Here is a 22,040-nt window from a genome sequence, read left to right as displayed (position 1 = left end):
TGCTAGGCGCTGATCACACCGAAACCGAGCAGGACATACAGGGCCAGGCCCAGCAGGATGCGGTACCAGACGAACAGCCGGTAGCTTCGCGTGGAAACGAACTTGAGGAACCATCCGATGATGACGTAACCCACCACGAACGCGATGACGGTGGCCAAGGCAGTCTCGCCAAGTCCGTAGGGCCCGGCGATGCCGTCATTGGAAACGGTCTTGTACAGCTGGTAGAGCCCGCTGCCGAAGACGGCCGGAATGGCAAGCAGGAAGGAATAGCGGGCGGCTGCCTCACGGGTGTAGCCCATGAGCAGGCCGGCCGTAATGGTGCCGCCGGAGCGGGATACCCCCGGGATCAGGGCCATGGCCTGGGCAAATCCGTACAGGATGCCGTGCTTGTACGTCAGTTGGGTGAGGTCGCGCTCCTGGCGGCCGATCGCGTCGGCCACGGCGAGGATCATGCCAAAGACGATCAGCATGGTTGCCACAATCCACATGCTGCGGAACACCGACTCGATCTGGTCCTGGAAGAGGAGGCCGAGGACAACGATGGGAAGGCTGCCGAGAATGACCAGCCAGCCCATGCGGGCATCGGGATTGTTCCTGGCTACTTTCCCGGTCAGTGAGCCGAACCAGGCTCCGATGATCCTGACGATGTCCCGCCAGAAGTACACGATCACCGCTGTCTCCGTGCCCAGCTGCGTGATGGCCGTAAAGGCAGCGCCGGGGTCGGCGGCATTCGGCAGGAACGAGCCGACAATGCGCAGGTGGGCGCTCGAGGAGATCGGGAGGAATTCGGTGAGGCCCTGCACCAGGCCCAGCAAGGCTGCTTCTATCCAGTTCACGTGAATAGACCCTACGTCATGAAGTATGGGAACTCCCCGTAAGCTATCAGCATGCAGCAGCGTTATGTCGGAAACAGCGGGTTCCGGGTGTCGTCATTGTCCCTCGGAACGATGTCCTGGGCACAGGAAACTGATGAGCAGGATGCCTCCGAACTGCTTCATGCGTTTGTGGATGCCGGCGGCACGACGATCGACACGGCTGCTTCCTATGCGCAAGGGCAGGCCGAAGCGTTGCTTGGTTCCATGCTCGGCGTAGTTGTTGCACGCTCCGAGGTGGTGATCTCCACCAAGGCAGGGGTATCCCTGTCCGACTCCAGGCGCAGCATCAATGCCTCCCGGGGGGCCATGCTGGCAGCCCTCGACGCGAGCCTTGCCAGGCTCGGTACCGATTACATCGACATCTGGTTTGCGCACGAGTGGGACCCGAACGTGCCACTCGACGAAACGCTGTCCGCGTTGGAACTGGCGCAACGGACGGGCCGTGCCCGTTACGTAGGTATCTCCAATTACAACGGGTGGCAGACCGCAAAGGCCGCAGCGGTGGCCGGCTTCACGCTGGTGGCCAACCAGTCCGAGTACTCCCTCCTGCAGCGCAAGCCCGAAGAAGAGCTGATTCCCGCGATCGAGGATGCGGGCCTTGGGCTCATGGCCTGGGCACCTCTGGGTCGCGGCGTCCTCAGCGGAAAGTACCGCGGCCAGATTCCAGCCGATTCCCGGGCCGCGCAAGGGCGCCTCACAGCCTACGTTGAACCGTACCTGGAGCCCCGGGGATCACGGGTGGTGGAAGCTGTTGCCATGGCGGCCCGCGGACTGGGGCGCTCACCCCTGGATGTCTCATTGAGTTGGCTGCTGTCCCGTCCCGGGGTCTCCGCGGCAATTGTTGGACCCCGGAACGCGGTCCACCTCAAGGAGCTTCTGGACGCTCAGCTCGCCGTCCTGCCTGCCGAGATATCGCGGGCTTTGGAAGACGTTTCCTAGCGACGGTCCAGGATGTCCAGCAGGTAGCTCCCGTAGCCGCTTTTGGCGAGCTTCGCTGCTTGCTGGCGAAGACCGTCGTCGTCGAGGTAGCCCATCCTCCACGCCACTTCCTCGGGTGCACCGATCTTCAGGCCCTGCCTGTTCTCGGTGGTGCGGACGTAGTTCGACGCGTCGTTTAGGTCACTGAAGGTTCCCGTGTCCAGCCATGCCGTGCCGCGGGGGAATTTCTGCACATGTAGTTTTCCCAGCTTCATGTATTGGCGGTTGATATCGGTAATTTCCAATTCACCCCGCGCGGACGGTTTCAACTCTTTAGCCATGGCAACGACGTCGTTGTCGTAAAAGTACAGGCCCGGAACTGCGTAATTGCTCTTAGGCTCGGCTGGTTTCTCCTCGATGGAAATGGCGAGGCCGTCGTCGTCGAACTCCACAACGCCGTAGGCGCTGGGGTCCTTGACCCAATAACCAAAGATTGCTCCGCCGTCGACGTCGCTGTAGTGGCGCAGTTGGGCGCCCATGCCGGGGCCGTTGAAGATGTTGTCGCCGAGGACCAGCGCCACTTTGCCTCCGGCAATGTGATCTTCGCCAAGGACGAAAGCCTGGGCCAGGCCATCAGGTGTGGGCTGCTGCGCGTAGCTGAGCGAGATGCCGAACTGGGAACCGTCGCCCAGCAGCTTCTGGAATTGGTCGGCGTCCGTGGGAGTGGTGATCACCAGAATGTCCCGGATGCCGGCCAACATGAGGGTGCATAAAGGGTAATAAATCATTGGCTTATCAAAGACGGGAACCAATTGTTTGCTGATTCCGAGCGTAATGGGGTGAAGCCGTGAACCTGTTCCACCGGCCAGGATAATTCCTCGCATAATTGTTGTCCTCTCCCCTGCCGTGGCGCGGCGTGCGCGGCTACGCTATCGCCATGCAGAGAATCCTTGTCACCGGCGGGGCCGGGTTCATCGGATGCAACTTTGTTCACTACATCATGGGCCACAGCCGCCTTCATGTCACCGTCCTGGACAAATTGACCTATGCAGGCAACCGCGCGTCGTTGGCGGGTTTACCGCCGGAGAGGTTCGAGTTTGTCAAAGGCGATATCTGCGATGCGGCGCTGGTGGAAAAGCTGACGGGGCAAGTGGATGCCGTAGTGCACTTCGCCGCCGAATCGCACAACGACAATTCACTGGAGGAGCCGCGGCCGTTCGTGGACACGAATCTCGTGGGCACTTTCACCCTTATCGAGGCGGCCCGCAAACACGGAACGCGGTTCCACCACATTTCCACCGACGAGGTCTATGGCGACCTCGCCTTGGATGATCCCGCCCGGTTCACGGAGGGGTCCGTGTACCGGCCCACGAGTCCGTACTCGGCCACCAAGGCGGGATCGGACCTGCTGGTCAGGGCCTGGGTCAGGTCGTTCGGGTTGCGGGCGACCATCAGCAACTGCTCAAACAATTACGGACCGTACCAGCACGTGGAGAAGTTCATTCCGCGCCAAATCACCAACCTCCTGGACGGCATCCGGCCCCGGCTGTACGGGGAAGGCCGGAATGTGCGGGACTGGATCCATGTGGAGGACCATTCCTCGGCAGTGGCGGCCATCCTCGAACGGGGCAGGATCGGTGAGACGTACCTGATCGGAGCGGACGGTGAGCTGTCCAACCGTTCCGTCGTGGAGAAGCTGCTGGTTCAGGTGGGCCAGTCCCCCGATGCCTATGACCTGGTAACGGACCGCCCCGGCCATGACCTCCGTTATGCCATCGACTCGGGCAAGCTGCGGAGGGAATTGGGATGGACACCGCGCTACGGTGACTTCGACGCCGGGCTGGCTGCCACCGTGCGCTGGTACCGGGACAACGAGGCATGGTGGCGGCCAAAAAAGGCCGAAACGGAACACAAGTACGCAGGACAGGGCCACTGAGGCCATGGCAGCAGCAGCGTCAGTGACCTCCCGGACCACACCGATCCCGGGCCTGCTGGTCTTCGGGCTGCCCGTGCACGGCGATCAGCGGGGGTGGTTCAAGGAGAACTGGAACCGGAGCAGCATGGGCGCCCTCGGCCTCCCGGATTTCGGTCCCGTCCAGAACAACATTTCTTTCAACGCCCGCCGCGGAACCACCCGGGGAATCCATGCCGAGCCGTGGGACAAGTTCATCTCCCTGGCATCCGGAAAGATATTCGGGGCATGGGTGGACCTGCGGGAGGGGCCTTCCTTCGGGGCAGTGTTCCACTGCGAGATGACGCCCGGGGACGCGGTGTTCGTGCCCAGGGGCGTCGGAAATGCGTTCCAGACCCTCGAGGACAACACTGCGTACACCTACCTTGTCAACGACCATTGGAGCGCCGGCGCGCAGGATGAATACACCTTCCTGAATCTGGCGGACCCCCACGCCGCTGTACCTTGGCCCCTGCCATTGAACCAAGCCACCCTGTCCGAGCAGGACAAAAATCATCCCCGCCTTGAATCCGTGGTCCCGGTGAAACCCCGCCGAATCCTGGTTCCAGGGGCCAACGGGCAGTTGGGCAGGGCACTCCGGGAGGCTTTCGCCGACGCCGATTACGTCGACTTCGCCACCCGGGATGAATTCGACGTAACTGACGAAGACGCCTACCGGAGCATTCCCTGGCGCAAGTACTCCACCATCATCAACGCCACGGCCTTCACTGGCGTCGACGCGGCGGAGACAGCGGCGGGACGGATCGCTGCGTGGAGGGTCAACGCAGGCGCCGTGTCCCGCCTGGCGAGAACCGCCGTCGAACATTCCCTGACTTTGGTCCACGTCTCCAGCGACTACGTTTTTGACGGCTCGGCGGAGATCCATACAGAGGATGAGCCGCCGAGTCCGCTCGGCGTGTACGGGCAAAGCAAGGCCGCCGGTGACACAGCCGTGGCAGCCATTCCAAGGCACTACATTGTGCGAAGCAGCTGGGTGGTTGGCGACGGGCCGAATTTCGTGCGGACGATGGCACAACTGGCTGAACGGGGCGTGCGGCCCTCCGTGGTGGACGACCAGTGGGGACGGCTGACATTCGCGGCCGATATTGCTGCCGGCATCAAGCATCTGCTGGCGTCGGGCGCCCCCTACGGCACGTACAACCTCAGCGGTGGAGGGGAACCGAAATCGTGGGCCGGGATTGCCCGTGAGGTGTACCGGCTGTGCGGTTCGGACCCGGACATGGTGGTGCCTGTGAGCACTGAGCAGTATTCCAAACCCGGTACGGCACCCCGCCCGCGCAACAGCACCTTGGCTCTGTCAAAGATCGAGGCTTCCGGATTTGTTCCGGCGCCCGTGGAATCACGGCTTGCCGGCTACGTTTCCAAGCTCAAGGAGTCCCGCGTGCCCTAGCGGCCGGGGCCTATTGGGCCTAAAGTATCCCTACGGCAACCTCGAACAGACGGGGCCGGGAGACAACTCAAATAAACAAGTTGGTCAGGGTGGCATCGGCCGCCCACGGCGATCCAAGGCGGTGCAGCAGCCCGGGATCGCCGGTCATTGTTTATGCCTTGAGTTGGCGCGCTTGCGCGAACCCGGAGTCTGGAGAGCCGATAATGCTGCTGCCGCGCATCTTTTCCATCGCAGCCCTGTTCCATGTGCTGGTGTCACGGCACCGCAGGTCTGTCCCGGGCCCCCGGGTCCGGTCGGGCAAGGCGGCCACCGCCCCGTCCAAGAGCCCGGACCCCTCCCCCAAGCCTGCCACGGACAGGTTCCGTAGCGCGGTGAACCTCGGCGGCGTTCGCGTCGATCTCTTGGATGCTGCCTCGGCATTGGAAGCCATAGCCGCGAGGGCGGCATCGGCCGGTGCACCCGCATTGGGAGTCTGCTCCGCAAACCTTGATCACATCCGCCATTTTGGTGTCGGCGGCAGGTGGTCCGGCACGCTGGAATCGCCTGGCGTGGAGTGGCTGACCCTCATCGACGGTTCTCCACTGGCCAGCGAAGCCCTCCGCCTCACCGGAATCCCGTGGCCACGACTGGCCGGCAGCGACCTCGTGGAACCGATTCTTGAAGAAGCGGAACGTCGTCGGTTGCGGGTGGGTTTCCTGGGCGGCTCGGAGCAAGCACACCACATGATCAAGGAGCGGTTCGCAGTGGAGCGGCCCGGGCTGACGGTGGCCGGATGGTGGGCGCCGGACAGGGAGGTCGTCACAGACGACGACGCATCCCGCCGACTTGCGGCGGATATTGCCGGTAGTTCGGTCGACATCCTGGTGGTCGGGTTGGGCAAACCACGCCAAGAATTATGGATCCATCAGTACGGTGCACTGACGGGGGCCAAAGTCCTGCTCGCTTTTGGCGCAGTGGTGGACTTCCTTGCCGGTCACATCAAGCGCGCCCCCGCGTGGGTCAGTGGCCACGGCATGGAGTGGGCGTGGCGGCTGATGTTGGAACCCCGCAGGCTCGCCCGCCGTTACCTTGTTGACGGTCCGGAAGCTTACTGGAGGCTTCGGCGGGACAGCGGCACAACAGGCGCGTTGGACCACCGACCGCTCAACGGTGCGCCGCATGAAAGTGCCGCCTTCAGTCATAGCGCGGGTTCATTTGTGCCTGCGCGCGAATTCGCGGACGTTGCCGTCATCGTGGTGACCTACAACAACGCGGACGACGTCGGCCCACTGATCACCAGCCTCAGGGCCGAGACCGCCGATCAGTCGATGAAGGTGGTCGTAGCGGACAATTCCCCGGACGGCAGGACGATGGCAGCATTGGCGGCTTTCCCGGACGTGATCGCGCATGGCACTGGTGGAAACCTGGGCTACGCCGGCGGCATCAATGCAGCCCTGCGGGAAGCCGGACCGGCGGATTCCTACCTTGTGTTGAACCCGGACCTGCGGGTGGAGCGGGGATCGGTCCATGCACTGCGCCGCCGCATGGAAGCATGCGGCGCCGGCGTGGTGGTGCCGGTCCTGTTGGATGATGACGGCAGCGTGTATCCCTCCCTCAGGCGCGAGCCCGCCCTCCTGCGGGCCCTGGGCGACGCTGTCTGCGGCAGCCACTTTAGCGGCCGGCCGGGCTGGTTGTCGGAAATGGATTACGAACCGGAGAGCTACAAGCATGCACACTGCGTTGAGTGGGCTACCGGTGCTGCGTTGCTGATCGACGCGGGTACGGCTCGGGTTGTGGGTGCTTGGGATGAACAGTTTTTCCTGTATTCGGAGGAAACGGATTATTGCCATCGTGTTCGTGGGGCCGGCTTTTCGATCTGGTTCGAACCCACTGCCCGGATGTGGCATGAACGAGGTGGGTCGGGTACGTCCGCGCAGTTGGCGGCGTTGATGGCGGTCAACCGGGTTCGTTATGTGCAGAAGCATGTGGGTGCCGGGAAAGCGGGGCTGTTCCGTGCGGCTGTAGTGGCCGGCGAAGTGGCGCGTCTGGGCTTGCCCGGTCACCGTGAGGCGATGCTGGCGTTGTTGAACCGGCGTCGTTGGTCTTCCCTGCCCCATGCGACGACCCGTGACAGTGTTCACCACGTGCCCGCCGCCGGTGCGGTGGTCATCCCGGCCCATAACGAGGCCGCTGTGATAGGGCGTACGTTGGAGTCTCTTCGCGGGGTGTTGAGGTGGGGCACTGTGGAGGTTGTTGTCGCCTGCAACGGCTGTACTGATGGGACCGAGGAGATCGCGGCCGGATTTGCCGGTGTCCGGGTGCTGCGCGTTGGCCAGGCATCGAAAACGGCGGCTTTGAATACTGCCGATGAAGTCGTGGAGGGTTGGCCCCGGTTGTACCTGGATGCGGATATCGAGGTAAGTCCGGAGGCTGTGGCTGCCGTTTTTGCGGCTTTGGGCGGGGAGGGGTTGTTGGCTGCCCGTCCTGCGTTTCGATATGACACCGCGGGTGCCTCCTTGCCCGTCCGGGCCTACTACCGGGCCCGGCTGAGGATCCGGGGAAATTCGGAGGCGTTGTGGGGCGCGGGGGCGTATGCGCTTAGTGAGGCTGGGCACGCGCGTCTGGGAAAGTTTCCCCCATTGACCGGTGACGACTACTACGTTGACCGGTTGTTTTCGCCTGCGGAGAAGGCTGTGGTGGGTACAGTCCCTGTAGTGGTGAGGACGCCGCGCTCCGTGAATGGATTGATGGCGGTTCTGCGGCGCACTTACCGGGGCAATGCGGAGCAGGACGCACACGACGGAGGTGCTTCCATGCGCCGGACGGTGCGGCAGTTGGCGGCCTCGGTGCGGGGGCCTGTCAGCGTTCTTGATGCTGTGGTGTACGCGGCGTTTGCCGGTGCTGGCCGGCGTCGTGCTTTCTTCTCCGGCCGCCCGCCCGTGGCGTGGGAGCGGGACGAGACCAGCCGCTAGCTAGAAGCCGCAGCTTCCGCCGCCTTCGATGCGGTAGAGGTGGACGGCGTTGCCGTCGGCGAAGGTGTCGGTGAATTTACCGTCACTGACGGAGAGGGTCCGGTTTTCATCGATAACGACGGCGGAGCTGCCGCCACAGGAGGTGTGAAATTCGACCTGTCCGCCGGTGTGCTTGTTTGCGGCGCTGAGGATGTACAGCTTGCCGTCGTGGAGCTTGGTGGCATGGTCAACGGGACCGGTGCCAGTAACCGCTCCATCAAGGAAGGGGGCATTGAGCACGGGCGCGAGCTCCTTGATTTGTCTGTTCACGGCGGTTACCGCGGGGCGGGCGTCACCCGGGCAGTCGCGCAGGACATGTTGGGTGACGCAGGTACCGCCGAAACTGTGGTTGAAGTACACGATGCCGCGTGCACCGTGGATGAGGCTGCTCCAGACGGCTGCGCGTATTTGCGGTCCTGTGATGGTTCGGGCCGAGGGGGCGTCTTCAAATGGGTGTCCAACTTCGACGAAAGCCCACACTGGCGAGTCCTTGCCGGCCAGCTCGCGAACACGTTCAACCGTCCATCCGTAGTTTGCGGCCAGGCGGCATTCTTCCTCGGTGAGGTCCCGGAGGTGGCCGTTGAGGGCTCCGCCTTCTGATATCGCACAGATGTTGGGGTCGGTGAACCAGTAGTTGTCTGCTGATGCGACGTCTTGGTAGTCGTTGATGAAGGTGCGTGCTTGGTCGTCACCCAGCCAGAAGGTGACGCCCTTGCCGTAGTTGGCATACTTCATGACTCCGGGAGGAGCTTCGGCTTTGAGGCGACGTTGAACGGTGTGGCCGCACTTGGCCTGTTCGGGCTCGCAGATAGGCCCCTCGCCCGGGTACCTTCCGGTCCATATGGCATCTCCTCCTCCGGCCCACATGTCCACCTCATCCCCCAGGGCGAAACCTGATGCACGGGCGGCCGGGAAGGTCGGGATGGCGTACATATGAGAGTTTCGGACAAGTTCGAGATCCGAATCGGGCGTGAGAACCACGTAGACGTTCAGGCCAGCGGCGGCGTCCTTTGCGACGTAATCCTTCTCGAGGGCGCTTTCGAACCAAACACCCACAGGGAAGTAGTCCTCCGTGCCGGGGAGCGGATTGGTGAACTGGGCGTAGAACGCTGCTCCGCCGTCGATGTTGCGCAACGTTGTTCCGGCGGGGTGGCTGGGTGTGATCAGTGGCTGGGCTGTTTCGCCGGACTGGTTGCCATGGAAAGAGATGGGCGCGGCACCGCTCACAGCAACTGCGCCCAGGAATCCCAGCAACGCCAGAGCGCCGAGGGCTGCCGCTGCATTCTTCTTCATGCCCGGTCGGCGGTGTGGTTTGTGGTTGGCGGGATGCTTTGCGGCATTCGCGCCAGCCGCCGCTGAGCCCCGGCTATGCCCAGCATGACGAACATCAGGTTGGCCGACATCGTGAAGGACAACGCATCAAAGAAGGCGTACGTTACGGCGATGGCTGCTACGGAGGCCAGCACCGCTTGGGCGGTTTGCTGGGGATCAGGAGCGGTGGCCAGCCTCCGGGCCCGCCAAGCGGCGATGAGTGCACAAGCGATCAGGGCAAGGAAGGATAAGAGGCCGAGGAATCCCAGCTCCACGAGGATGCCGAGGTACTGGTTGTCCACGATCACGTAGTCCGGAAGGAAGGTGCCGAAGCCGCGTCCGATCACGGGGTTGTTGGCCAACATGCCAAGTGCTGTGGTGTAGGCACTGGTCCGCGAGCTGATGCTCGGGTCTGCAGCGCCCACGGTGAACAAGCCGCGCAGGGTTCCGAGCATCCCGGGGGTAAGGACGTACATAGCCACGGCCAGGACCACGGCCAGCACCATGGCACCGCGGCGGAGCTTCTTGGGCCAGGCGGGAATCAGTGCCGCGACCGCTACGGCAAACGCAGCCAGTGCCGACCGGGACACCGACATGACTGCGGCGAAGGAGATGACTGCCGGAGGGAGCCAGCGCAAAAGCCAGCTTCGGGCACGGTCAGTAACCGCGAGCGCGATGGCGACCGGAAGGGTGGCTACGAGGACCACCCCGTACTCAAGGGGGTGGCTGGCCAGACCCGCGGCGCGGATAAATCCGCCCCTGGACTGCACTCCGGTCAATTCCGTGGCTGCGCTGAATCCCGGGAGGCTGATCCAGTCCACCAGCGATGACCCTGTGGCGAACTGCAGAAGGCCGAGGAGGGCTGTTCCGCTGCCCACCCAGACCAGAGCACGCAGTACTTTTGTCAGGGTCTGCTGACTGGCTATGCCGTCATTGAGGAGGAGGAAGATGCCTGCCCAGCCAGCCAAGCGAATCAAACCACTGTCAGCGGGACTGGTCTCTGGCGCCGGCACACCATGCAACAAAGCCAGTGCATAGCTTGCGAGCGCCACTCCGAGGAAGACGGCCATGGCGGTGCGGACCATTTGTCGTCCGGCGCGGGTGGGGTTGGTTCGCTGAAGTTGGTAAAGGAGCCACCATGCGAGCGCCAGGAGTCCACAGAGTGTGGAGGGCTTGCCGACCGACCCCAACGCGGAAATGGTCAGGTTCGAAGGGAAGGCGCAGGTGAGCAGCAGGTAAGCGACGACGAACCTGGAAACGTCGCGCCGTTCCGTTCGCTCCGGGAGAGCGGCGGCCGGGAGGGTCATGGTCTCAGGCGCGCGATAGGTCATGGGACATCTCCTGGCGGCTCTTGGTCTTGGGGCTCGCGGAATGCTTGGCGTGCCGGCTCGCCCGGCGGCGCAGCAGCAGCCTGTCCACGAAGACGGTAGCGACGCTGGTTACGGCCAGGCACAAGCCCTCCAACACCACTGCCCCCTTGAGCCGGGTGACCGGTGTGCCGCCGCCGAAGACGACCTCGGACTTCGACGGTGTTGTTTGTGTTGTGATGAGGTCTCCCTTTACCGATTGTTCGGCTTGGAGCTCCTTGGTGGCGTTGTTGATCCGCTCCAGGAGGTCGTTCAGTACGTTGTTGACTGCTTCGGCGCTTGAGTCGACTACCTGGACCTTCAGGACCGGCTGTGTAAACGTCTTGTTCCATTGCCCTCCGTTGTTGGGCAGCGTCACGGAGAACCCATTTTGGACGCCGGCCCCATAGAGGGTGCCATTTGTCAGGGAAAGGTCCACCGCCTGTTGGTCCTGGTTAACGCGTCGTTTGACTATGTCCGCAAACTCCACCAGGGTCATGGCGCTGCCGCCTGAGATCCAGTAGGCCGGCTCCCGCTCCGGGGCAAGGAATGTGACGTCAGCTTCGGTCCAGAAGACCGGTTCGGACGATCGGATGGCTCCTAGTGCTGCTATTCCGAGGACGAGGCCCAAGGCGACCAGGTACCAACGGCGTAGGAGGATCCCCAGAAATGTGGCCGCTGTCATGGCTAGCTTGGTCCGGACGGAAGGGGTATGACCCCGTCGGTCCGCCGGGCGTCGTCGGCTGGCTGTTTGGCGGTGGTGCTGACGGTGGTCCCTTTGAGGACGTCGTCGATGTTGATTGCCTCCATAAGCACCGCACCGGTGGGTGGCGTGGATTCGTCTGTTGGGACCTCCTGCTTGCGGCGTTTCCTGGTGAGTAGCAGTCCGTCAAGGAGGACTGCTACGAGGAGTGTCAGGGCTGCGCCTCCTGCGCCGGATATCAGGACCAACTGCGTGCGGGCTTTCACCTCTGGCGTGGCTTGCCGGTCAACGAGGAGGCTCATGGTGGTGATCCTTGCGGGCGCAGCTACGTTGAGTGCTTCTTGCATCTCGTTGAGAGAGCGCGGGGCCTCGTCCATGACTGCTTTCAGAAAGGACATGGTGAGCTCCGGTGTGTCTGCGTTGGCGGTGATGACGAGGATGGCCCCGTTGGTACCGCGGTCGGGTTCCACGGTGTAGGTGGCGGTTCCGAAGTTAGCCGTGACACGCTCCTTGACCGGCTGGGAGGATAGCTTCCGAATAAGGATGTCCAGGGCTTCGCTCATGCCGCCAAGGTAAAGATATGGGTTTCCGGCTTCCCCGATGCTTTGGCTGGATGGCATCAGCACCAGGCTGGCTTGGGCTTTGAACTTGTCCGGGGCGTTCATTTGCACGGCAACGCAGAGCATGGCGGTCACCAGCAGGCCTGCAACCACCACATACCACCGCCGCGCGACGCTCGCTAGAACCGTACGAAATTGCATCATCTGCTCCCAACTTGATGTGGACCGCTCGAAGTGCCCGGTTCCGTGGTTTGCCGGCCCTCGATGAGGGCAAGCATCTGTTCGGCCCGGACACACCAGGTGTGGGATCGGGCTGTTGACTGGATGCGCAGCCTCTGCTGGTGGGCAGGCGGAATCTGCAGAGCATCCCTGACACCATTTACGAACTCTGTTGGCGACCCTGTGATGCGAACGTACGGATTACCTAGCCACCTCGCGGCCGGCAGGTCTGTCGCGACGACGGGAAGTCCGAACGACAAGTATTCAAGGGTCTTCAGTGGGAAGCTGGAGACGTTGAATTCGGATTCAGCATAAGGCGTCAGTCCAACGCGGGCTGTTGAGAGCAGATGGCTGACTTCGTCAGGACCGACCGGGCCGCGCCATTGGATGGTTGGCCGGGATAGGAAGCGATCCAAGGCGCGGCGGGTCGCTACTTCTTTTTCGGTACGGGGACCTAATACAACCAGGGGAAGTCCCGATTCGCCGAGTAATTCCAGTATGCGGGCGTCCAGCCGCTCATTCAGCTGACCTACCAGAGCCGCGACGGGCATCGTTTTCCCGTGTTGCAGTGCCTTGGGCGTCCTGCAGCCGTTGGGAAGCAAATTCACCTGCCGGCCAGAAAATGCCTGGATTTTGTGCGCCAAACCTGGAGAGACGGCGGTGACGGTGTCCGCTAGGGCGAGGTTCTCCCTCAGGACGCGTTCCACATGCCTTGGCGCAAGTCCGAGGAGCGGGGCGGACCCCAACCAGTCGTCCGTTACGTGAAGGACCCTTGGTGCGTGGACTTCGCGGGGAAACACGACCAGGGGCGAAGCGTTGATGACTCCTTTGATGCGGCCGTTGTGGTCCCCGGCCAGAGCCCGCAGGGAGCAACGGCTGATTGCTTCGGTGCTGCGACGTATGAAGGGGCGGCTGAAACCGGGCAAAGCGGGTAAGCGCAGGCGTCGGAGTCCTGGTTGAACCATTTCGGTGCGGCCACGGATGCTCGCCAGGGTGCTGCGGCGGACATCGGCATGCCGCGCTATCGAGACAGGCTGGTCAACCCACAGGACGGGCGAGGCTTCAGCCAGCGCCTCTGCCAGCAGCCGGTCCGTTCCCGGGATGCCGTCCCATCGGCCGCCGGAGATGTACATGATGGCCCCGGTCATGGCCTGGACACCGCTGGAACGTGTATGTGCGCAGCAGCGACGGGCCGGGCATTGAAGTCGTCCGTGGCGGCCCGGCCCGTCAGTCGTTGCCAGCGCCTGGCGGCGACGTAGGAGCAGTACCGTGCAAAAGCGACCGCCTCCGCACGTGCGGCCTCGGCTGCCCCGGGGCGGGAGACGGTGAACTGCCCGTACAACTCCACTTGGCGTTCGGCGGCGCCGCTCAAGGAGAACCTGTCCTCAACCACATTCCGCCCAAGCGACCCCAACGCCCGTCGGAGGTCCGGGTCGTCGAACAGGCGGGCCAGGATAGCCGTAAGGGCCGGAATGCCTTCCCCGGTGGTGCCCGGACCTGAGCCATACCAGCCTTGCCAGAGGAACGTCGGCAACGTCTCCGGGGTGAGGAGCTCCCAGAAGCCCTGCTCCCCCTGCACTACCAGTGGCTTTCCAAACGCCAGCCCCCGCAGCGCCGAACCCCCCATGCCCAACACCACATCGGCGGCGGCGTAGGCGGGTCGGGGATCGGCCAGTTCACCGGTGAGGATCACAAGCCTGCGGCCCGCGTCGTCGTTGATGCGGCGGGCATGGTGGTGCACTATCTCGGCAGCCGGCCCCGAGCCCGCAATAATGAGCCGCACGGGCCACTCCCGGGAAAGAGCCCGTACAGACTCCATCGCTGCCAGTATTCCTTCCAGCTTCAGCTCCTGAGCCAAGCGCGTAACGCACACGACGGCCAAAGCGTCATCGCCCAATCCCCAGTGGCTGCGGAAAGTGCCGCCGCCGACAGTTGCCGCACTGACTGTTGCCACACTGTTGACGGAGGTGTCAACCGGCGGTTCCATGAGCGCCACACGGCGGCGTCCGGCGGCGGTCTCCACCTGGCGGATCTGTTCCGTGCCGACCACCAAGGGCATTGTGTACGGAATGAACGGCGCCACAGCCATGGACATGACCGTGGACACGGCCGTCGTGCCCGGGACGAGCCTGGCGGCGGCCAGGCATTCCAAAGCGGGCGGCCATTCGTAACCGTGGAGCACCTCGATCCTGCGCTCGCGGACGGTCTTTGCCAGGGCGCGGACAACACGGGGAGAAGGACGCTTGCCCGGCAGGGGCGCCTCCACGTAGTCCAGGCCGAGTTCCGTCGCGTGCCGCACCAAAGCCCCCGGCTGGCCAAACAGCACCACGTCGTGTCCCAAAGCCTGAACGGCGGCACCAAGTTCGATCGCGTTAAGCTGGCTGCCACCCAGCCCAAGGTCGTGGGGGTAGATCAGGATCCTCATGCCATTGCCTCCTCACGTCCCTTGCCCCAACGGCGCACGTCCCGCAGCTCGGCGCGCTTGAGGGCCAGGGTGGCGGCGATCGCAACCAAGCCGATTCCGGATCCGGCGAGGACCGCCACAACCGGCGAGCGCAGTTCCTGCGCAGCAAGGAAGGACCCCGCTCCGGTCACGACGGCGGCCCCCACCGGAAGTGCCAGGCGTCCGGCCATGTCCTTGGTCCGGACCCCTGCCCGCCGCAGGGTGCGCAGGTACATCGGGGTGGTCACCGCCACGGCAACCGCGAAGGGTGCAGCGGCAAGCCCGGGCATTCCGCCCCATGCAGCGCCCGCGATGAGGGCTGGAATCAGGGCCACCAGAGCTGCCGCCTGCACGTTGAAGATGGACATCGAAAGGCCAAGGACCACCAAGTAGTCATAGAGCAGTTCATGGATGATCCGCAGCGCAGCCAGCGGAGCCAACCACACCAGGGCCAGGCCCGCCGGTGCCCAGGCATCCCCGTACACGAAGGTCACCAGGGCCACGGAGCATCCCATCATGACCGCGCAGACCGGAAGGAGCACGGCCGAAAGGACGCCCAGCAGGGACAGCAACGCGGCACGCATGTCCTCCGGTCTGTCCTGCAGCCTGGCGAACGTGGCCGGAGCGACACTGCGCAGGGGCTGCGACAGGAGGGCCGCCGGCCAGCCCGCCATGTTGAACGCCATGACGTACAGGCCCAGGGTCACCGAACCGAGCATGTTGCCGGCCGCGAACTGGTCCACGTAGCCCACCCCGAAAGCCACCAGGCTGGCACCTGCCAGGGGCAGCCCGAACAGGAGGAGTTCCTTGGCTGATTTCGCGGAAAACCCGAAACGGAAAGGCAACGGGGAGAAGGCCACGAACAAGATCCCCGACACGACGCTTGCCGCCACGCGCCCCACGGCAAGGCTCATTGCGCCCATGCCGGCGATCACCAAGGCAAGGGATACCCCTGCCCCCAGCCACACGTTGACCTGGTCCACGGCCATGCGTTGGCCTTGCCGGAAATACCGTTGCAGCAAGGCAGCAGGGGTTGCCACCAGACCGTTGAGGACGATGCAGGCGGCCATGACACGGACAACGTCAGTGGCGGCGGGGTTCCCCATTGCTGAGGCAAAGTACGGCGCAGCGAAGTAAGTAGCGGCAAAAAGGATGACACTGCATCCCGTGGAAATGGTGGTGACCGTTGCAGCGATGGCCTTTGGATCCCCGGGCCAGCGGACTATGGCAAGGCTGACGCCCAGTTCGTTGAAGCTCAACACGGCAATAAGTGCCACGAAGGCCACCGCGTACGTGCCGAACTCAGCAGGACCCAGCAAACGGGCAAGGGCGATGCCAATGCCGATGGTTCCCAAGCGGGTCACGAACGCGTTGATGACACCAAGCCCGAACGCCTTTGATGGCGTGGGCCGGCCCCGCGTCGCGGACTGCTTGGAAAGGGTCACAAGATCCCCTCCAGCGCCGGAAAGTTGCCTCTCCGGATCACCCGTGCCGGCACGCCGGCCCAGGTCTCCTCGTCGGGAACATCGCTGAGGACGGCGGCGCCCATGCCGATGGTCGCCCCCGCACCGACGGACCGGCGCTCGCGGACACTGGCGTTCATCCCGATGTACGCTCCGCGTCCGATGCGGACATTCCCGCCAAGTGACACGCCGGCGGCGAAGGTGGCGAAGTCGCCCACGACGTCGTCGTGCGTGAAAGTCACTCCGGGCATTGCCACGACATGGTTTCCCAGGGTCACCGACGCCGTCATGGTGACGTGGGCCAGGATGATGCTTCCGTGCCCGATTTTGCAGCCTTCAGGAACGTGGACCGAGGTATCGATCGCCGTGGCGTACCGGTCTTCGGACAATCCGAGGGCGCGCAGGCGCATCACCACGCTTTCGCGGCCGGTTCCGGAGCCTATGCAGACGAGGAGTTTGGCATGCGGGAACTTCAAAGCGTCACGGATCGGTCCCAGCACATGGGCGCCGTCCACCACGCGCCCGAGTTTGTCCTCGTCGTCGTCGAGGATGCCGATGATGTCGAACGGGCCACTGCTGCGCACCATCGCCAGCACTTCGCGGGCCAGGCCGCTCGCGGCGATGAGGAGGAGCTCGCTCATCGTCCCCGCCCCGCTGCCCTGAGGATTGAATCGATAACCCGCAACTGGTCGCCCAGGGTCAGCTGGTGGTAGAGCGGGAGGATCAGCGTGTGGTCGGTCAGCCATTCCGTGGCCTCCAAGGTGGCGCTGCCGGTGTCCCGGGCGGAGTAGGCGGGCTGCCGGTGGGCCGCCATGATGCCGCGGCGGGCAGAGATCCCGTCACCTGCCAGGCGCGCCATCAGGCCATCGCGGCCCAGCGGGAAGGCTTCGCCGACCTCCAGCCAGCATGACTGGTAGTTACCGGTGCCGTAACCGGGGTCGCCCACCAGCCTCAGTCCCTCCACGTCGGCAAACGCATCGGCGTAGTTCGCCGCAAGATGACGACGGCGGGCTACCGCAGCGTGCAGGCGCCCCAGCTGGACCAGCCCGACGGCGGCCTGGAGGTCGGTCATGCGGTAGTTGTAACCGATCTCGAGGTACTCCTCCGCTGGTGCGAGGAGGCTCGCGTGCCGTTCAGCCGCGGAGACGCTCATGGCATGTTCGCGCAGCCGCCGCGCCCGCCCGGCGAGTTCTTCGTTCGGGGTGGAGAGCATGCCACCTTCCCCCGTGGTCAGGATCTTGCGCGGATGGAACGACCACGCAGCCAGCTCCGCTCCGGCCCCCAGCGGCCTCCCGCGGTACCGGGAGCCGATGGCGCAGGCCGCGTCCTCGATCACCGTGATACCCAGCGGGTCGCACAACGCCCGGATGGGGTCCAGGTCCACGGGAACGCCGCCTTGGTCCACGGCGATGACCGCCCGGGTGTCCGGGGTCAGGGCGGCGGCGACTGTCCCGGCCGTCACGCAACCGGTCACGCGGTCGACGTCGGCGAACACCGGACGCGCGCCCACGTACGTCGGCGCGTTGGCCGTGGCGATGAAGGAGAAAGAGGGAACCACCACGTCCTGGCCCGGTCCCACCCCGGCTACGGCGAGCGCAAGATGCAGCGCCGAAGTGCAGCTTGAGACCGCAACCGCGCACGCAACATGCTGTTCCCCGGCGAACGCTTCTTCGAACTCCCGCACCTTGGGGCCTTGTGCCACCCATCCGGAGGCGATGACTTCCGCGACGGCCCGGGCTTCTTCTTCGCCGAGCCACGGTTTCATCACATCGATGCGTGCCACCGCCGCCTCAACACCGGAAGTGGTCATGGGGCCACCGCCTGTGCGGCGTCGGGGCGAGCAACGTGCCGGGCCGCGGCGATCTCTTCGCGCAGGGGCCGCCACCATTGGACCAGGGACCGCAGCCCGTCCTCCAACCCGACCGCGGCCTCGAAACCAAGGTCCCGGCGCGCCGTCGTGACATCTGCCAACCGGCGGACCACGCCGTTGACCGCCCGATCGGGGCCGTGCTCCACATGAAGGGGCGACTCCATGACCCGCAGCAACGTCCGGGCCAGTTCGGCCAGGCTCGTCTCCGTCCCGCTGGCCACGTTGTAGACCCCTTCGGTGACGTCACTCGCCGCTGCCAGGACGTTTGCCCGCGCTACGTCTGCCGTGTGGATGAAGTCCATGGTCTGTTGACCGCTGCCGAAGATGAGCGGCGGCATACCGTCCACAATCCGTTCCATCCAACGGACCAGCACCTCGGTGTACAGGCCGTGGACGTCCATCCTGGGCCCGTAGACGTTGAAGTAGCGCAACAACACGTAATCCAGGCCGGACATCGCCCGGAAGCTGCGTGCCATCCCTTCGTTGAAGGACTTCGCCGCTCCGTAAAAGGTGTCGTTGTTGTGGTGGTGGTGCCTTTCGGGGGTGGGGAATTCCTCGGCCATCCCGTACACGGAAGCGCTTGAGGCGGCGATGAGCTTTCCCACGTTGTGCTCGGCAGCGGCTTCGAAGACGTTGAAGCTGCCGTCCACCAGGACTTCGAGCGCAAGCCGGGGTTCCTCTGCGCACTGGGTGATGCGGATGGCGGCCTGATGGAAGACCACGTCCTTATCCTTGGTCAGATCATGCACCAAATCCCGGTCACGCAAGTCCCCCTCGACCAGCCTGACCCGGCCCGAGGCGAGTGCGTCGTCAAGGTTTGCCCGGCGCCCGCGAACCAGGTTGTCGAGGACGTCCACGTGCGCCGCACCGGCGTCGAGCAACTGGTCCACCAAGGTGGAGCCGATGGTCCCGGCTCCCCCGGTCACCAGCGCCGTAGCGCCGAGCAGGGCATTCATTGGGAAACCTGCAAGGAAGCGTCGTTACCTGCCACGACGGCGGACTGACCGTCGGTGCCGAGGCTGCGGGTTACCGCTTCGAGCACGGACAGCACCCTGAGCCCCGATTCGCCGCTGGTGCGTGGTGTTGTCCGGTTGCGGATGGACGCGGCAAGTTCAGCGACCACTTGGGTGAGCGGTTCACGTTCCTGCAGCGCCGGGGACCAGGTGTCTCCCAGCCGGTAGGAGATGGCGCTCGCCTTCTTGTCCGCGGTGGAGCGGGGCTGGTGTTCCAGGCTGACCCCGCGATCGTAAACGCTGATCCGCTGCTGCGGGTTCAAGTCGTCCCATACCAGTGTCCGCTTGGAGCCGCCGATGATCATCTGGCGGATCTTGGTGGGGCTGAGCCAGTTCACGTGGATGTGCACCATCGCATCGTTGGGTAGGCCGAAGGTCAGGTGTCCCACGCAGTCCCTGCCGGTTCCGAGGGGGTCTGCGCCGTGGGCCGATATTTCCGTGGGGTGCAGTCCGCCGGGCAGGACAAAGTCCAGGATGGAGAGATCATGCGGGGCCAGGTCCCAAAAAACGTTCACATCAGGTTGCACCAGGCCCAAATTGATCCGTACGGAGTCCACGTAGAGGATGTCCCCCAAGGCCCCGCTGGAGACGAGCTCCTGGATCTTCAGGACCGCCGGGGTGAAGCAATACGTGTGGTCCGCCATGAGCACCAGCCCGCGGGACCTGGCTTCTTCCACCATTTCCAGGCCCTTGCTGCGGCTGTCAGCGAGCGGCTTCTCCACCAGGACATGCTTTCCCGCACGCAGCGCCGTCATCACTACGCCGTGATGGGTGTGCGCCGGTGTCGCCACGGCAACGGCGTCGAGGTTGTAAGTGTCCAGCAGTTCGTCCAAGGATTCGACGACGGCCACGCCGCCTACCGTCTCGGCCAGCCGCAGGCCCCGGTCGACGTCCAGGTCGCAGATCGCCACGAGTTCCCAGTCCGGGCTGGCTTTGAGGTTCCGGGCCAGATTGGGTCCCCAGTAGCCCGCTCCGACGACGGCGATCCGCAGCTTGGGCAGCAGGGCGCGGCCGTTCAGGTGGCCTGAGGGAATGGTTCTCATGCTCATTTTCCACTCGGATTCTGTGATGGTGACTCGGATAGGGAGGTGTCAGTAGGCCCCGGACGGTTGCATCATCGCCCGGAAGGTCCGCCACATGATGATCAGGTCGCCCGCGATGGACCAGTTCTCCACGTAGTAGAGGTCCAGACGGACCGCCTCTTCCCAGGGGAGGTCGGACCGGCCGTTGATTTGCCATAAGCCTGTGATGCCGGGCTTGATCAGCAGCCTGCGGTGGGTGTGTTGTTCGTAGCCGTCCACTTCGCGGAGCAGGGGCGGGCGCGGGCCTACGAGGCTCATGGAACCGGTGAGGACGTTCCAGAACTGCGGCAATTCATCCAGGGAGTACTTGCGCATCCACCGCCCGCACTTGGTGATGCGGGGGTCGTTCCGGAGTTTGAACAGCACCCCGGCCCCTTCGTCCTGCGCGGTGAGCTCAGCCAGCCGTTCCTCGGCATTGACCACCATGGAACGGAACTTGAGCATCTTGAAGGTTGTGCCGCGCTTGCCGATCCGCTCCTGCCGGAACAGCACGGGGCCGGCGCTGTCCGCTTTCACGATCATCGCCAGGACCAGAAGCAACGGTGCCAGCGCCAGGAGCGCCATCGTGGCGATGCAAATATCCATGAGCCGCTTCAGGGTGTGCTTGCCCCCCGAATAGTGCGGGATATCCACGTGCATCAGCGGTAGGCCTTCCACCGGGCGCCAGTGGATCCTTGGGCCGGCCACGTTGGTCAGGGTGGCCGCGAGGACCAGTTCGGCGGCATCTTCTTCGAGCCGCCAGCCGAGTTCCCGGATGAACTGGTTCCCGCCCGGCACCGGTCCTGCCACGATGACCGCATTTGCCCCGGTCTGGTGGACGGTGTGCGCGACGCCATAGATGGAGGAAAGGACCGGCACCCGCACTGCGTCCACTACCAGCGATGCCCCGCGACGCGCTCCCGGAAGGCACGCGCCAACTATGTCATAGGGCGCACAGGACCTTCGGTTGATCTGCTTGATGACATACCGCACGTCCTCCGGTTCGCCGACGACGACGGCGCGGGACAGGCAAAGGCCCCTCGCCTTTTGGCGTCCCAGCCAGCGCCGGAACGCCCACCGGCTCAACGACAGCATGGTGACGCCCAGGGGCAGGGAAACGAGAACGAACGTGCTCGCGGATTCGATTCTGAGCACCAGTGCCGCCACGGCCAGGAAACCGAAGACCCTGAGGCTCGCGGAGATGACGCGTTTGTACTCTTCGGCGCCGATCCCCAGCACCTTGGGGTCCCGGGTGCGGTAGGCCTCAAGGGCCCCTATCCACGCCAAGGCAATCACCAGGGCCAGGACAGTTTGACGGGTGCTTCCCTGGCCTGCAGCGGTGAGAGCGAGTCGGTCGGTGTTGATGAGGTAACCGGCAAAGACCGCTGCGGATACCAGCGTGCTGTCGGCGAAACGAAGGGTGTTGACCAGCATCCGGGTCCACGAACCACGGTCACGGGGTGGAGCTTCGCCTATGGTCATCCGGTGGGTGACTGGCGGGACGAGGTCAGGGGTGACATCCGACCTCGGCGCCGCCAGCCCCGCCTTTTCGGTCCGCTGTGCAGCAACGGACCCGCCAATCCAGGGAGACGCCGGCGGATTGACGTGGTCGGCAACAGACTGTTCGGCGAAAGCTCTTCCACCGTGGTGGGCATCCACGGTGCGGCGTAGTGCTCCCTTGCTTTGACGCAAGACTGGAACTCGTACCATGGAAGCCTTCTTCGCAAACTCTGCCAATTGCCTACCACCCAGTGAAGCCACGCGGTGTCGGGGGCGCACCAGTAGTCAGTACTCAACTTTGCTCAGTTTTCCCTCAGGGCCTACTCGCGGGTACACCCCTGCGGTACTCAGTACGGTGCGGTGGGACACTTGGTATTCGAAGCCGGTTTGCGCCCGTTTTCAGGCT

General features: G+C 64.2%; 18 protein-coding genes. 4 read left to right on the top strand and 14 right to left on the bottom strand.

The features are described 5' to 3' along the window. Positions 1–2 precede the first annotated feature (2 nt). The gene (locus AUR_RS01275) at positions 3–836 is read right to left on the bottom strand and encodes an undecaprenyl-diphosphate phosphatase (RefSeq protein ID WP_031215942.1); all 834 of its coding nucleotides are present in this window, start codon (positions 834–836) and stop codon (positions 3–5) included. 51 nt (positions 837–887) lie between these two features. Between AUR_RS01275 and AUR_RS01270 the strand changes: the two genes are divergently transcribed. Beyond that, positions 888–1,814, top strand: a complete 927-nt coding sequence (locus AUR_RS01270) for an aldo/keto reductase (protein WP_062096881.1) — start codon at positions 888–890, stop codon at positions 1,812–1,814. On the opposite strand, the gene rfbA is transcribed toward AUR_RS01270, so the two are convergent. Continuing rightward, positions 1,811–2,677, bottom strand: a complete 867-nt coding sequence (rfbA, locus tag AUR_RS01265) for a glucose-1-phosphate thymidylyltransferase RfbA (RefSeq protein WP_031215941.1) — start codon at positions 2,675–2,677, stop codon at positions 1,811–1,813. The genes AUR_RS01270 and rfbA overlap by 4 nt on opposite strands. A gap of 53 nt (positions 2,678–2,730) precedes the next feature. Here rfbA and rfbB point away from each other — a divergent pair, with 53 nt between their 5' ends. From rfbB to AUR_RS01250, 3 genes are all read left to right on the top strand, one after another. Then, positions 2,731–3,729, top strand: a complete 999-nt coding sequence (gene rfbB / locus AUR_RS01260; RefSeq protein ID WP_031215940.1) for a dTDP-glucose 4,6-dehydratase — start codon at positions 2,731–2,733, stop codon at positions 3,727–3,729. A gap of 4 nt (positions 3,730–3,733) precedes the next feature. After that, positions 3,734–5,155, top strand: coding sequence for a sugar nucleotide-binding protein (locus tag AUR_RS01255; protein ID WP_062096880.1), 1,422 nt, complete (start codon positions 3,734–3,736; stop codon positions 5,153–5,155). A gap of 203 nt (positions 5,156–5,358) precedes the next feature. Beyond that, positions 5,359–8,106 carry a WecB/TagA/CpsF family glycosyltransferase gene (locus AUR_RS01250; protein WP_082694552.1) on the top strand — a complete coding sequence of 916 codons (2,748 nt, stop codon included), beginning with the start codon at positions 5,359–5,361 and terminating at the stop codon, positions 8,104–8,106. Here AUR_RS01250 and AUR_RS01245 read toward each other — a convergent pair whose 3' ends face one another. Genes AUR_RS01245 through AUR_RS01190 form a run of 12 tightly spaced genes read right to left on the bottom strand, consistent with a single transcriptional unit; the run spans position 8,107 to position 21,844 of the window. Then, entirely contained in the window at positions 8,107–9,438 is a 1,332-nt protein-coding gene (locus AUR_RS01245) for a hypothetical protein (RefSeq protein ID WP_062096879.1), read from the bottom strand. Then, entirely contained in the window at positions 9,435–10,787 is a 1,353-nt protein-coding gene (locus tag AUR_RS01240) for an O-antigen ligase family protein (RefSeq protein WP_241650839.1), read from the bottom strand. The genes AUR_RS01245 and AUR_RS01240 overlap by 4 nt, the downstream gene beginning before the upstream one ends. Then, positions 10,768–11,487 (bottom strand): hypothetical protein, encoded by a 720-nt coding sequence (locus tag AUR_RS01235; protein WP_062096878.1) that lies wholly within the window; start codon positions 11,485–11,487, stop codon positions 10,768–10,770. Before AUR_RS01235 ends, AUR_RS01240 begins: the two co-directional genes overlap by 20 nt. A 2-nt stretch (positions 11,488–11,489) precedes the next feature. Beyond that, on the bottom strand, positions 11,490–12,266 hold the full coding sequence (locus AUR_RS01230; protein ID WP_082694553.1) for a hypothetical protein: 777 nt from the start codon (positions 12,264–12,266) through the stop codon (positions 11,490–11,492). Continuing rightward, a complete protein-coding gene (locus AUR_RS01225) occupies positions 12,266–13,432 on the bottom strand; it encodes a glycosyltransferase (RefSeq protein WP_062096876.1) in 1,167 nt (388 codons plus the stop codon). The genes AUR_RS01230 and AUR_RS01225 overlap by 1 nt, the downstream gene beginning before the upstream one ends. After that, positions 13,429–14,709 (bottom strand): glycosyltransferase family 4 protein, encoded by a 1,281-nt coding sequence (locus AUR_RS01220; protein ID WP_062096875.1) that lies wholly within the window; start codon positions 14,707–14,709, stop codon positions 13,429–13,431. Before AUR_RS01220 ends, AUR_RS01225 begins: the two co-directional genes overlap by 4 nt. Beyond that, the gene (locus tag AUR_RS01215; protein WP_062096874.1) at positions 14,706–16,172 is read right to left on the bottom strand and encodes an oligosaccharide flippase family protein; all 1,467 of its coding nucleotides are present in this window, start codon (positions 16,170–16,172) and stop codon (positions 14,706–14,708) included. The genes AUR_RS01220 and AUR_RS01215 overlap by 4 nt, the downstream gene beginning before the upstream one ends. Then, positions 16,169–16,831, bottom strand: a complete 663-nt coding sequence (locus tag AUR_RS01210; RefSeq protein WP_021470469.1) for an acetyltransferase — start codon at positions 16,829–16,831, stop codon at positions 16,169–16,171. Before AUR_RS01210 ends, AUR_RS01215 begins: the two co-directional genes overlap by 4 nt. Beyond that, complete coding sequence (locus AUR_RS01205) at positions 16,828–18,000, bottom strand: DegT/DnrJ/EryC1/StrS family aminotransferase (protein ID WP_062096872.1); 1,173 nt, start codon at positions 17,998–18,000, stop codon at positions 16,828–16,830. Before AUR_RS01205 ends, AUR_RS01210 begins: the two co-directional genes overlap by 4 nt. Next, positions 17,997–19,016 (bottom strand): NAD-dependent epimerase/dehydratase family protein, encoded by a 1,020-nt coding sequence (locus tag AUR_RS01200; protein ID WP_062096871.1) that lies wholly within the window; start codon positions 19,014–19,016, stop codon positions 17,997–17,999. Before AUR_RS01200 ends, AUR_RS01205 begins: the two co-directional genes overlap by 4 nt. Continuing rightward, a complete protein-coding gene (locus AUR_RS01195; protein WP_031215933.1) occupies positions 19,013–20,122 on the bottom strand; it encodes a Gfo/Idh/MocA family protein in 1,110 nt (369 codons plus the stop codon). The genes AUR_RS01200 and AUR_RS01195 overlap by 4 nt, the downstream gene beginning before the upstream one ends. 42 nt (positions 20,123–20,164) lie before the next feature. Then, entirely contained in the window at positions 20,165–21,844 is a 1,680-nt protein-coding gene (locus AUR_RS01190) for a sugar transferase (protein ID WP_062099196.1), read from the bottom strand. Positions 21,845–22,040: the final 196 nt, after the last annotated feature.

This window comes from Paenarthrobacter ureafaciens (genome assembly GCF_004028095.1).
In the GTDB taxonomy this organism is placed as follows: Bacteria; Actinomycetota; Actinomycetes; order Actinomycetales; family Micrococcaceae; genus Arthrobacter; species Arthrobacter ureafaciens.
This window is presented reverse-complemented; position numbering and strand designations above follow the sequence as displayed.